A 12,235-nucleotide genomic window follows, 5' to 3' on the forward strand; every position below is an offset into this window, starting at 1 on the left:
AAGAGTTCGCCAAAGGCTGGGCGCTCGATCGCAACTTCGCCCCGCAGATGGACGAGGCCACACGCGAAGCCCGCTACGCCGCGTGGAAAAAGGCGGTCGAGGCCACCATCGCGGCGGTCTGACCTGCGGCGACGGGTCAGCCCCCCTTTCCCTTTCGCGTATTTTGCTCTTTCTTGTCCCGGTTCGACCCGAAGACAGGAGCCATTCGATGACCCGCTACCCTCGCGACCTGCGCGGCTACGGCCGCACGCCCCCAGATCCGCAATGGCCGGGAAAGGCGCGCGTAGCGATCTCGATGGTGCTCAACTTCGAGGAGGGCGGCGAGAACAATATCCTGCACGGCGATGCGGCGTCGGAGGCGTTCCTGTCCGATATCGCAGGCGCCGCGCAATGGCCCGGCCAGCGACACTGGAACATGGAGTCGATCTACGAATACGGTGCGCGCGCAGGCTTCTGGCGGCTGCACCGGTTGTTCACCAGGCTGAACGTACCACTCACGATCTACGGGGTCGCGACCGCGCTGGCGCGCGCGCCGGAACAGGTCGCTGCGATGAAGGAAGCGGGCTGGGAGATCGCCTCGCACGGCCTGAAATGGGTCGAGCACAAAGATATGGCGGAAGACGAAGAACGCCGCCAGATCGCCGAGGCTATCCGCCTGCATACCGAGGTCGTCGGAGAGCGTCCGCGCGGATGGTATACCGGGCGCTGTTCGGCCAACACGGTGCGGCTGACCGCAGAAGAGGGTGGCTTCGACTGGATCTCCGACACTTATGACGACGACCTGCCCTATTGGCTGGAAGTGGGCGCGCGGGACCAACTCGTGATCCCCTACACGTTGGAAGCCAACGATATGCGCTTTGCCACGGCGCCCGGCTATATCGAGGGCGAGCAGTTCTTCCAGTACCTCAGGGACAGTTTCGACACGCTCTATGCCGAAGGGATGGACGGCGCGCCGAAGATGTTCTCGGTGGGCCTGCATAACCGCCTGATCGGGCGGCCGGGAAAAGTTGCGGGGCTGAAGCGCTTCCTCGATTACGCGCTGTCGCATGAGGGCGTCTGGTTCGCGACCCGTGGAGAGATCGCCGCGCATTGGGCCGCGACCCACCCCCACACGCGCCGCGAACGCCCGAGCCAGATGAGCCGCGACCGTTTCGTCGAAGTCTTCGGCGGCATATACGAACATTCGCCCTGGATCGCCGAGCGAGCCTTCGAGCTGGAGCTGGGCCCGGCCCATGACAGCCATGAAGGGATGGCCTCGGCGCTTGTCCGCATCTTCCGCTCTGCTTCGGAGGCGGAGCGTCTCGGCGTGCTGACCGCGCACCCGGATCTCGCGGGAAAACTCGCCCAGGCCAAACGTCTAACCGCAGAAAGCACCTCGGAACAGGCGAGCGCCGGGCTCGACGCGCTGACCGACGAGGAACGCGCCACGTTCGAGGCGCTCAACGCCGCCTATACCGAAAAATTCGGTTTCCCCTTCATCATCGCCGTAAAAGACAATACCAAGGCGTCAATCCTCCACGCCTTCCGCCGCCGGCTTGACCAGGGCCGCGAGACGGAATTCCGTGAGGCCTGCAAACAGGTCGAGCGGATCGCGTGGCATCGCCTGAACGCCATGGACCTTTGATGGAATACACCTATTACGCCCCGACGGGCGGTTTGCCCGATCAGAACCAGCGCGCCCGCGAGCGCGCGCAATTCAACACCTCCTACGCCGTGATCCCGCGCGGTGTGCTCTCCGACATCACCATCTCGCTGATGCCGGGCTGGGAAAACACCCGCGCCTGGGTGCTCGCGCGGCCGCTGTCGGGCTTTGCCGAGACCTTCGCGCAGCTGATCGTCGAAGTCGCGCCGGGCGGCGGTTCGGACAATCCCGAACCCGATCCCGAGGGCCAGGGCGTGATCTTCGTGCTCGCTGGCCACATCCGCCTCGTGATCGAAGGCGTTGGCCACGAACTGGACGCCGGCGGCTACGCCTATCTCGCGCCGGGCACGCAATGGTCGGTCGCGAACGATCAGGACACGCCCGGCACCTTCGTCTGGATCCGAAAACGCTACGAGCGTGTGCCCGGCATCGACGCGCCGGAAAGCTTCGTCACCGCCGATCAGGACAAGCCGCCGCTCGAGATGCCCAACACCTCGGGCTACTGGTCGACCTCGCGCTTCGTCGATCCGAACGATCTGCGCCACGACATGCATGTCAATATCGTGACCTTCATGCCGGGCGGCACCATCCCCTTCGCGGAAACCCACGTCATGGAGCACGGCATCTACGTGCTGCAGGGCCGCGGAGTCTACCTGCTGAACCAGGACTGGATCGAGGTCGAGGAGGGAGACTTCATGTGGCTGCGGAGCTTCTGCCCGCAGGCCTGCTACGCCGCCGGTCGCCGTCCGTTCCGCTACCTGCTCTACAAGGACGTGAACCGCCACCCGAAGCTCGGCTCGCCCATCTCGAGCTGACCCTTTCGGCTTGGTCGAAATATCCCGGGGGTGAGGGGGCAGCGCCCCCTTTCTTCCGCCCGAACCCGGAGGCGCCATGCAGATCAAGGCCGAACCGCTGACACCCGAGGCGTTTGCCCCGTTCGGAGATGTGCTCGAGGCGTCCGGCGCGCCCGACAAGCTTATCAATGCCGGGCTCTGCGGGCGCTACCATGATCGCGCACAGCTTGATTTCGGGGCGGAGTCCGGCGGGCGCGCCGGACTCTCGATCTTCAAGGCGGAGCCGCGAACGCTGCCCTATCTTTGTGACCTGCTGGAGCGGCACCCCGAAGGCTCGCAGGCCTTCCTCCCGATGAGCGCGGACCCGTTCCTCGTGATCGTGGCACCGGACGCAGGCGGCAAGCCCGGCACGCCGCGTGCTTTCCTGACCGACGGCGCGCAGGGCATCAACCTCCATCGCGGGACGTGGCACGGTGTACTGACGCCGCTCGCAGCGCCCGGTCTCTTCGCCGTGGTGGACCGGATTGGCGAAACCGCGAACCTCGAAGAACATCCGCTGGACGCTCCCTTCACCGTCACCGTGTGACGCATCGTCAAAGAGGCATGGACACTTCCGCCGATCTTTCCCAATCTGCGCCAAATCGATTTGGGGAGGAGCAAGAATGAAAACGCGGATCGCACTTTTGCGCGAGATGGGCAAGGCGCGCCCCTATACCGACAGCCAGCCGCTGGAGATCGTCGAGGCAGAGCTGGACGATCCCGGCCCGGGCGAGTTGCTGATCAAGATGTCCGCGGCGGGTCTGTGCCACTCGGACCTCTCCGTCATCAACGGCGACCGCCCGCGCGACATGCCTGTGGCGCTGGGTCACGAGGCGGCGGGCGTTGTCGAGGCCGTCGGTCCCCATGTCACGCGCTTCGCGCCCGGCGATCACGTGGTCCTCGTCTTCGCGCCGTCCTGTGGCCATTGCGTGCCCTGCGCCGAGGGGCGGCCCGCGCTTTGCGAGCCGGCCGCGGTCGCGGCGGGTAAGGGTAGCCTGATCACCGGATCGAAACGCATCTCGGTCGCGGGCGAGCAAGTGAACCACCATATCGGCGTGTCGGCCTTCTCGGATTACGCAGTCGTCTCCGAGGCGTCCTGCGTGAAGATCGACAAATCGATCCCCCTCGACCAAGCCGCGCTGCTGGGCTGCGCGGTGCTGACCGGCGTCGGCGCGGTGCTGAATTCGGGCGGGCTGAAGACCGGGCAAAGCTGCGCGATCATCGGCCTTGGCGGCGTCGGCCTCGCGGGGCTTCTTGGCGCGGTCGCGGCAGGCGCGCGCACACTGGTCGCGGTCGATTTGGCCAAGGACAAACGCGACCTCGCTCTCAAGCTTGGCGCGACCCATGCCATCGACCCGACCGAGGAAGGCGCGGTGCAGAAACTGCGCGACCTTACCGGCGGCGGCGTCGATCTCGCGGTGGAGCTGGCTGGCGCGGCTCCGGCGCTGCAATTCGCCTATGCCATCACCCGGCGTGGCGGCACGACCGTCACGGCGGGCCTGCCGAACCCGAAGGCGGAGTTCACGATCCCGGCCGTGTCGCTGACGGCGAACGAACATGCGCTGAAGGGGTCCTACATGGGCTCCTGCGTGCCGGTCCGCGACATCCCGCGTTTCGCGCAGATGATGGTGCAAGGGCAACTGCCGATCCCGGACCTGATGACCCATCGCCTAAAGCTCGAAGACATCAACGAAGGTTTCGAGCGGCTCGCCGCGGGCGAGGCGATCCGGCAGGTCATCGTCTTCGACTAAGCGCCGATCTCGGCCCGCAACCAATCGCGGAAGGCGCTGACATGCGGCGCCTCCCGCGCGCGCTCGGGCAGGATCAGCGCGTAATTCTCACCGGTGGCAAACCGGCGCGGCGTCGCCTGCACCAGCCGCCCCGAGGCCAGCGCCCCTTGCGCGATGATCGCGGGCACCAGCCCCAGCCCCATGCCCGCGCTCGCCGCATCGAGGATCATGTCGAAATGATCGAACCGCGCGCCGCGGAGGATATGCCGCGCGTCGCGCCCGCTCTCGCGGAACCAGTCGAGCCAGAGCGTCGGGCGCGTCGACTGCTGCAAGAGGGGCAGCGCCAGCAGCGCGTCGTCCTCCAATTCCGCGCGCCCCGTCATCAGGTGCGGCGCGGCCACGACGATCAATTCCTCCGCAACGAGATTTTCGACCTCGGCCCCCGCCTGTTCATGCCTGGAGCGCATGATTGCCAGGTCGAATGGCTCCCGCGCGAAATCCACCGGCAGCAGTCGCGCACTGAGATCGAGGCTCACCTCCGGCTGCGCGGCCTCGAACCCGGCCAATCGCGGAATCAGCCACGACCGCGCAAAGCTCGGCAGCACGGCCATGCGCAGCACCGCGCGCGCGCCGCCGAAGGCCATCGCCCCCATCGCGGCCCGGTCGATCTGACCAAGGATTTCTTCTGCCTGCGCAAGGAAAACCTGACCTGCCGGCGACAGAGACAGCCGCTTGCGCACCCGGTCGAACAGGGCCACGCCCAGCCGTTCCTCCAACGTCCCGAGCGAGCGCGACACCGCCGATTGCGTCAGGTTCAACTCCGCTGCCGCCCGCGTCGTCGTGCCGAAGCGCGCGCAAGCTGCGAAGGCCTGCAGCTCGTTGATCGTAGGAGTGTAGCTTTTGCGCATGGTCGCGAGGGTGCTCCGCTGTGTCTTGCTGGATCATGCGCAAAACTCATCATCTTCGCAAATTTAATCGTTTGCGCCGCGCGGCACGATGCCTAGAGTTCGACGCAACGAAAGACAGATCCCGAGGACCGCCATGACCGACCGCCCCACGCTCAAAGCCAAGGATGCCCCCGATCTGGGCAAGTTCACCTGGGACGACGCGCTGCGTCTGGAAACCCAGCTGAGCGAAGAGGAGCGGATGCTGCGCGATGCGGCCCGCGCCTATGCGCAGGACAAGCTGCAACCGCGCGTGATCGAGGCCTTCGAGAACGAGACCACCGACACCGCGATCTTCCGCGAGATGGGCGAGATGGGCCTCTTGGGCGCGACCATCCCCGAGGAATATGGCGGGATCGGCGCGGGCTACGTGTCCTACGGCCTGATCGCGCGCGAGATCGAGCGCGTCGATAGCGGCTACCGCTCGATGATGTCGGTGCAATCGAGCCTCGTGATGTATCCGATCTACGCCTATGGCTCGGAGGAACAGCGGCAGAAATATCTGCCGAAGCTGGCCTCGGGCGAGTGGATCGGCTGTTTCGGCCTGACCGAACCCGATGCGGGCTCGGACCCGGCGGGCATGAAGACCCGCGCCGAGAAGACCGACGGTGGCTACCGCCTCACCGGCTCGAAAATGTGGATCACCAACTCGCCGATCGCGGATGTCTTCGTCGTCTGGGCGAAGTCCGAAGCCCATGGCGGCAAGATCCGCGGCTTCGTGCTGGAGAAGGGCATGAAGGGGCTGAGCGCGCCGAAGGTCGGGCAGAAGCTGTCGCTTCGCGCGTCGATCACCGGCGAGATCGTCATGGACGGCGTCGAGGTCGGGGAAGACGCGCTGCTGCCGCATGTCGAGGGGCTGAAAGGTCCGTTCGGCTGCCTCAACCGTGCGCGCTACGGTATCGCCTGGGGCGTGATGGGCTCGGCCGAGTTCTGCTGGCACGCCGCGCGCCAATACGGCCTCGATCGCAAACAGTTCAACAAGCCTCTCGCGCAGACGCAACTGTTCCAGAAGAAGCTCGCAGACATGCAGACCGAAATCACGCTGGGCCTGCACGCCGCGCTGCAAGTGGGCCGCCTGATGGACGCAGCCGATGCCGCCCCCGAGATGATCTCGCTCATCAAGCGCAACAATTGCGGCAAGGCGCTGGACATCGCGCGGATGGCCCGCGACATGCATGGCGGCAACGGCATTTCGGGCGAGTTTCAGGTGATCCGCCACATGGTCAACCTCGAGACGGTGAACACCTACGAGGGCACCCATGACGTGCACGCGCTGATCCTGGGTCGTGCGCAGACGGGCCTGCAGGCCTTCTTCTGATGGCCCCGCTGGAAGGTGTGAAAGTCGTCGAACTGGCGCGGATTCTGGCCGGTCCCTGGGCCGGTCAGGTGCTGGCCGATCTTGGCGCGGAAGTGATCAAGGTCGAAGCGCCCGAGGGCGACGATACCCGCCGCTGGGGCCCGCCCTTCATCGCGCGCGAAGGCGACGGGCCGGAGGGTCGCTCGGCCGCCTATTTCCACGCCACCAATCGCGGGAAGATTTCGGTCGTCGCCGATTTCCGTACCGAGCAAGGCCAGAAGATCGTGCGCGATCTGGTCAAGGACGCGGATGTGGTGATCGAGAACTTCAAGCTCGGTGGGCTGAAGAAATACGGCCTCGATTACGAGAGCCTTTCCGCGATCAATCCGCGTCTCGTCTATTGCTCGATCACCGGTTTCGGGCAGGACGGCCCTTACGCGAGCCGTGCGGGCTATGACTTCCTGATCCAGGGCATGGCTGGCTGGATGGACCTGACCGGCGACCCGCAAGGCCAGCCGCAAAAGGTGGGCGTTGCCTTCGCGGACATCTTCACCGGGCTTTACGCGGTGATCGGCATTCAGGCGGCGCTGGCCGCACGGGCGCGCACCGGGCGCGGGCAGTTGGTCGACATGGCGCTTCTGGATTGCGCGGTGGGCGTGCTCGCCAATCAGGGGATGAACTTTCTCGCGACCGGCAATGCGCCGCAGCGTCTGGGCAATGCGCATCCAAACATCGCGCCCTACGAGGTCGTCAGTGCCAAGGATGGCGATCTGATCCTCGCGGTCGGTAATGACGGGCAGTTCCGGCGGCTTTGCGAGGTGCTGGGCCTCGACCTCGCAGCCAATCCTGACTTCGCCACGAACGAGGCGCGCGTCGCCAATCGCGCGGCGATGCGCGAAACGCTTCTGCCAGCGCTCGCGCAATGGCCGCGTGCCGACCTGCTCGCGGCGCTCGAAAAGGCGACGGTCCCCGCGGGCCCGATCAACTCCGTCGATCAGGTCTTCGCCGATCCGCAGGTGGAGGCGCGCGGAATGCGGGTCGAGGCCGAGGGTATCCCCGGCATCCGCACGCCGATCCGTTTTTCGGACACGCCCTTGGCGGAACCAAAACCTGCTCCGAAATTAAAGGCCGACTAGCCTCTTCCTCTTGGTGGAAATATCCCGGGGGGTGAGGCGGGATCAGCGGCCTTCCAGTGGAAGGACGCCCCGCCGAACGCCCGAAGCGCAAGCGAAGGGCCATCAGCGCGGGGGCAGCGCCCCCTCCAAGTTCACCCGCTGCAAGCCAGCGTCAGCGCGATCGGGATATTGTCCGGCCCGCCATGCACATCGGGTTGGTTGACCGACACGTTCGGCACGCAGGTCGCGCCGTCGGCCAAGCCGCGGATCACCACCGGGTCCGATTTCACCGGCACCAGTCCAGTCAGGTTCTCGGGGTCATACATCTCGATGCGCAGATCGTTCGGGTTCTCGGCTTGGGGCAGGGCGAGCGCGAAGGCCATCGTGACGGCCCCATCCTTCACCGTCGCCTGAAAGCCGTAGATCTGGGGATCGGGCAGTTGCTCGGCCCCTTTCCAGAACCGGGTGTAGAAGAACGAGCCTTCCGAATTCTGCTTCGCCGCGTCTTGCAGCGGCGCCAGCTCGTCTCCGGTGAAGGCCCCGTCGCCATTTTTGTCGAAACTCTGGATCAGCCAGTCGGACACGGTCGGATCGAAGGTCCAACTCTCGCCGATATGGGTGACTTTGCCGCTCTCCATGCCGACAAGCAGACGGATCAGGATTTCGTCTTCCGGGTGGGCGTTCGCGAGCCCCGGCAGCAGCCCGATCAGACCGGCGAGGGTGAGAACGGTGCTGCGGATCATGGTTGGAAATCCGGTTTCTTGCTGCCGGGCGGGGCGGCGGGCGGCGGCGCGCCGAAGCTGGGGAAAGCATCGGCCTCGGGCACTGCGGTTTCTGCCGCGGGCGCGTTCTCCGAGGCGGCGGTCGAAGGATCTGCATTCTTCGGCTTCAGCTTGCCGCCCATCAGTGCGACGCCTCCGTAAAGCAGTCCGATCGCGACCAGCCAGCTGCCGACGATCCGGCCTGCTATCTCGAACCATTGCGCCTGCCAGCTGCGCAGCACCAGATAGACCGCGCCGATCAGCCAGATGCCCAGGCCGATCCCGGCGAGGAAGACCCAAGGCGCACCGCCATAGCTCGGGTCGGACAATTTCACCGAGAGCGCATACATCACCCCCAGAACAAGTCCCGCTGGCACGATCAGCACGGGCCGCGACCAGCGCCCAAGCGCCAGCGTGGCACCGATGGCGATGGCCGAGATCGGCATGGTCAGGAAGTGATGCGTGATCGCGCCGGGGAGTTGTTGCAACGTGGCCATCAGCTCGATGCGGAAGGTGAAGCCGAGCGCGATCCCGACGGCCCAGAGCAGCGCCGCGATCAGTGCAGCGCGCCGCCCGACCAAGGCCAGCGCGATCCCGAAGCCGAATAGCGGGAACAGCCGCTCGATCGCGAGCGCGTCGCGTATCAGCCACGCCCCGGTCTCGCCGCGGTCCGCAGGCGGGATCAGCGCCAGCACGATCAGAGCGGTCAGCCCGGCCAGCACCCAGAGGTGACGCAGCCAGCTAAGGCCGGAACGGTTATGCGATACGTCAATGGCCAAAGAGGCTCAGCCCACCTTGCAGGAACCCGAGCTGAGATTGCAGGTAACCCAGTGCCAGCGCAAGGAAGCCGAGCCCGACCACAGCGATGATCGCGCCCAGCCCGCGCGAGAGCTGACCACCCCGGATCGGGTCGAGGACGAGACCCACGCCGACCCCGATCACGTGGATCATCCCGGTCGCCAGCACGAAGCCGATCGCGAAATCTGCCGGGTCGGCGGCCATCGGCAGCTCTGCCCCATGTGCGTAACCGTGGTAAAGCGCGAAGACCGAGATGATCGCGAGCGCTATCCATTCGTAGGGCTTCCATGCGGTGGCGATGGCGAGGCCGAGAACTACGATCGACAGCGCGATCCCGATCTCGATGCCGGGCAGCGGCAGGCCGAGAATGCCGATCACGCCACCTACGACCATGATCAGCGGGAAGGTCACCGGCAATTGCCAGACCTGACGTCCACCCATCTGCGCGCCCCAGAGGCCCACCGCGAACATCGCGAGGAAATGGTCATAGCCCGAGAGCGGATGCTCGAACCCTGCGGTGAAACCGCCCGAGCCGGTCGCGGTGATGTGGGCGGCGGCCACCTGCGGCAGCATCAGGGCGACGAGGCCCAAGAGGGCGGCAAGGCGGCGATGGATCATGCGGAGGCTCTCTGTCCCGTGACTGTCGAGCGGCATCTTCCGGATCGTCGCGCGAAACTCAAGGCGGCAAAGCGTTCACCGCGTCTCACCATCGATTGAAGGGTGCGCGAGGGCTCAGCCCGCGCCGAGGAGGGCCGAGATCTGGTAGGTCGCGAAAGCCGCGAGATAGGCCAGCGCGAACATGTAGACCACCGCGACCCACATCCACTTCGCCGAACCCGCCTCGCGCCGGATAACCGCCAGCGTGGAGATGCATTGCGGTGCGAAGATATACCATGCGAGCAACGCCAGCGCGGTGCCGAGGCTCCACTGATCGGTAAGCGTGTGGATCAGGCCGTTCTCGCCGCCCACCGCGTAGACCGTGGCTAACCCTGCGACCGCGACTTCGCGGGCGGCCATGCCCGGCACCAGCGCCACGGCGATCTGCCAGTTGAAGCCCAAAGGCGCGAGGATCGGCGCGACGAAGTGGCCGATCATCGCGGCGAAGGAATAGTTGATCGCCGGTTGCGTCGCGCCCTCGGGGGCCATCGGGAAGGTCGACAGGAACCAGATCACCACCATCGCCCAGAAAATCACCGTGCCGGCCCGGCGCAGGAAGACCCGTGCGCGCTGGTAGAGCCCCAGCGCAATATTGCGCAGGATCGGCATCTTGTAGTCGGGCAGGTCGAGCATCAGTGGCGCCGAGCGCTCTTCACGTGCGAAGAGATGCCGCGCGACGAAGGCCACTGTGAGAACCGAGAACACGCCAGCCGCATAAAGACCGAACATGACCAGCCCCTGCAGGCTCAGCCCGCCGAGCACTTTCGTGTTGGGGATGAAGGCGGCGATGATCAGCGTGTAGACGGGAATGCGCGCCGAGCAGGTCATCAGCGGCGCGACGAGGATCGTCGTCAGCCGGTCGCGTTTATTGTCGATCACCCGCGCGGCCATGATGCCGGGGATCGCGCAGGCGAAGCTCGACAGAAGCGGGATGAAAGCGCGCCCGTTCAGCCCGGCGCGGCCCATGATCCGGTCCATCAGGAAGGCCGCCCGCGCCATGTAGCCGAAATCTTCCAGCAGCAGGATGAAGAGGAAGGTGAACAGGATCTGCGGAAGAAAGATGATGACCGAGCCGATGCCCGCGATCAAACCGTCCGAGATGAAGCTTTGCACCAGCCCTTCGGGCATCACTTGCGTCACCAGCGCGCCCAGCGAACTGAACGCCCAGTCGATCGCATCCATGAAGGGCGCGGCCCAGGAAAAGACGGCCTGAAACATCACGAAGAGGATCGCCAGCAGGATGATCGGCCCCGCGATCGGGTTCAGCACCACGCGGTCGATCTTGGCGGAAATCGTGTCCGGCTCGGGCGGGCGGATGACGTGGGTCTTCACCAGCCGTTCCGCCTCGCGCATCGAGACCCGCATGTCATGCGTACTCGGAACCGCCCAGCTAGAGGGTTGCGGGTCGTCGAGGCCGGCTTCCAGCATCGGATCCACCTTGGACCACAACTCGTCGAGCCCGCCGCGGCGGACGGCAGTGGCCGGGATCACCGGGATGCCCAGTTCCTCGCTCAGCGCGACATGGTCGATCTGCAAGCCGCGATGGCGCGCGATGTCGATCATGTTGAGGATCATCACGATCGGCAGGCCGATCTTCTTCAGTTCCGAGACCAGGCGCAGCGCGCCGCGCAGGTTGGTCGCATCGCCCACCGCGAGGATCATGTCGGGGACGCGCTCTCCCGGGCGCTGGCCCAGCAGCACGTCGCGGGTCACTTCCTCGTCCGGAGAACGGGCGCGCAAGCTATGGGTGCCGGGCAGGTCGATCAGCGCGAACTTGCGCCCCGCAGGCGTGGTCGCCACGCCGACTTTGCGCTCCACGGTCACGCCGGAATAATTGCCAACCTTCTGCGTCGCACCGGTCATCGCGTTGAACAGCGCGGTCTTGCCGCAATTCGGCGCACCGACCAGCGCGGCCTCGATCGGCTGGGCGTCGGGATCGGTCTGCGGGGCTTTGGGCTGGTTTATGGCAGGAGCCGACGTCATTCCGCGAGGATGGCCATCGCCTCGGCACGCCGCAGAGCGACGGTGGTGTCGTTCACGCGCACCGCGATAGGATCGCGACCGAACGGACCTTCGTGAAGGATGTGGACCGACGCGCCCTCGATGAAGCCAAGCTCCAGCAGGCGCAGTTCCAGCTCGTCCGCGTCATAGCCGTCCTTCCCGGCCAGCGGGCAGACAGAGACCAGAGTGCCCCGGAACCCGCGACGGCACTGGCCAAGCGGCAGTGCGCATTTGCAGGTTTCGTTCTCGATAGGGCTGGCCTTCATGAGGGCACCTCCGTGATGGGTCGCGAGTCGGTCTTCGCTTCCTATCGTCAGGAGATAGTCTGGAAATTGATCTCTGACAAATGAAGTCTGGTATTTTCCCGCCTTCGTGATCGATTATTTTACTCAGGAATTTAGAAGGAGTCTAAACTGTGGCGTAAGCCCATGAATTCGTTAGGCTGAAGGAGAACGGT

At 65.5% G+C, this 12,235-nt stretch carries 12 protein-coding genes; 6 read left to right on the forward strand and 6 right to left on the reverse strand.

Annotation, left to right across the window (positions count from 1 at the left end; translation table 11 throughout):
• The first annotated feature begins 208 nt into the window (after positions 1-208).
• The 4 genes from puuE (at position 209) to B6V74_RS11595 (ending at position 4,226) form a co-directional block, all read left to right on the forward strand.
• Positions 209-1,624: an allantoinase PuuE gene (puuE, locus tag B6V74_RS11580; RefSeq protein WP_088722873.1), complete on the forward strand. Its 1,416-nt coding sequence runs from the start codon at positions 209-211 to the stop codon at positions 1,622-1,624.
• Positions 1,624-2,457, forward strand: a complete 834-nt coding sequence (locus B6V74_RS11585) for a bifunctional allantoicase/(S)-ureidoglycine aminohydrolase (RefSeq protein WP_075775756.1) — start codon at positions 1,624-1,626, stop codon at positions 2,455-2,457. Before puuE ends, B6V74_RS11585 begins: the two co-directional genes overlap by 1 nt.
• Before the next feature lie 76 nt (positions 2,458-2,533).
• Positions 2,534-3,022 carry an ureidoglycolate lyase gene (locus tag B6V74_RS11590; protein ID WP_088722874.1) on the forward strand — a complete coding sequence of 163 codons (489 nt, stop codon included), beginning with the start codon at positions 2,534-2,536 and terminating at the stop codon, positions 3,020-3,022.
• 76 nt (positions 3,023-3,098) lie between these two features.
• Positions 3,099-4,226, forward strand: a complete 1,128-nt coding sequence (locus B6V74_RS11595) for a zinc-dependent alcohol dehydrogenase family protein (RefSeq protein ID WP_088722875.1) — start codon at positions 3,099-3,101, stop codon at positions 4,224-4,226.
• Here B6V74_RS11595 and B6V74_RS11600 read toward each other — a convergent pair.
• On the reverse strand, positions 4,223-5,113 hold the full coding sequence (locus B6V74_RS11600) for a LysR substrate-binding domain-containing protein (RefSeq protein WP_088722876.1): 891 nt from the start codon (positions 5,111-5,113) through the stop codon (positions 4,223-4,225). The two genes, B6V74_RS11595 and B6V74_RS11600, sit on opposite strands and share 4 nt — an antisense overlap.
• A 133-nt stretch (positions 5,114-5,246) precedes the next feature.
• Here B6V74_RS11600 and B6V74_RS11605 point away from each other — a divergent pair, with 133 nt between their 5' ends.
• Both B6V74_RS11605 and B6V74_RS11610 read left to right on the forward strand, forming a co-directional pair.
• Positions 5,247-6,467: an acyl-CoA dehydrogenase gene (locus B6V74_RS11605; RefSeq protein WP_088722877.1), complete on the forward strand. Its 1,221-nt coding sequence runs from the start codon at positions 5,247-5,249 to the stop codon at positions 6,465-6,467.
• Positions 6,467-7,582: a CaiB/BaiF CoA-transferase family protein gene (locus B6V74_RS11610; protein WP_088722878.1), complete on the forward strand. Its 1,116-nt coding sequence runs from the start codon at positions 6,467-6,469 to the stop codon at positions 7,580-7,582. Before B6V74_RS11605 ends, B6V74_RS11610 begins: the two co-directional genes overlap by 1 nt.
• A 131-nt stretch (positions 7,583-7,713) precedes the next feature.
• On the opposite strand, the gene B6V74_RS11615 is transcribed toward B6V74_RS11610, so the two are convergent.
• From B6V74_RS11615 to B6V74_RS11630, 5 genes are all read right to left on the reverse strand, one after another.
• Positions 7,714-8,304: a DUF1007 family protein gene (locus tag B6V74_RS11615; protein WP_168184220.1), complete on the reverse strand. Its 591-nt coding sequence runs from the start codon at positions 8,302-8,304 to the stop codon at positions 7,714-7,716.
• Positions 8,301-9,101, reverse strand: a complete 801-nt coding sequence (locus B6V74_RS18995) for a hypothetical protein (RefSeq protein ID WP_168184221.1) — start codon at positions 9,099-9,101, stop codon at positions 8,301-8,303. The genes B6V74_RS11615 and B6V74_RS18995 overlap by 4 nt, the downstream gene beginning before the upstream one ends.
• Positions 9,091-9,738, reverse strand: a complete 648-nt coding sequence (locus tag B6V74_RS11620; protein WP_088720467.1) for a HupE/UreJ family protein — start codon at positions 9,736-9,738, stop codon at positions 9,091-9,093. The genes B6V74_RS18995 and B6V74_RS11620 overlap by 11 nt, the downstream gene beginning before the upstream one ends.
• A gap of 114 nt (positions 9,739-9,852) precedes the next feature.
• Positions 9,853-11,760: a ferrous iron transporter B gene (locus B6V74_RS11625; RefSeq protein WP_088720466.1), complete on the reverse strand. Its 1,908-nt coding sequence runs from the start codon at positions 11,758-11,760 to the stop codon at positions 9,853-9,855.
• Complete coding sequence (locus tag B6V74_RS11630; RefSeq protein WP_075775765.1) at positions 11,757-12,044, reverse strand: FeoA family protein; 288 nt, start codon at positions 12,042-12,044, stop codon at positions 11,757-11,759. Before B6V74_RS11630 ends, B6V74_RS11625 begins: the two co-directional genes overlap by 4 nt.
• Positions 12,045-12,235 lie beyond the last annotated feature (191 nt).

It is taken from the genome of Thioclava sp. F42-5, from assembly GCF_002213195.1.
Lineage (GTDB): Bacteria > Pseudomonadota > Alphaproteobacteria > Rhodobacterales > Rhodobacteraceae > Thioclava > Thioclava nitratireducens.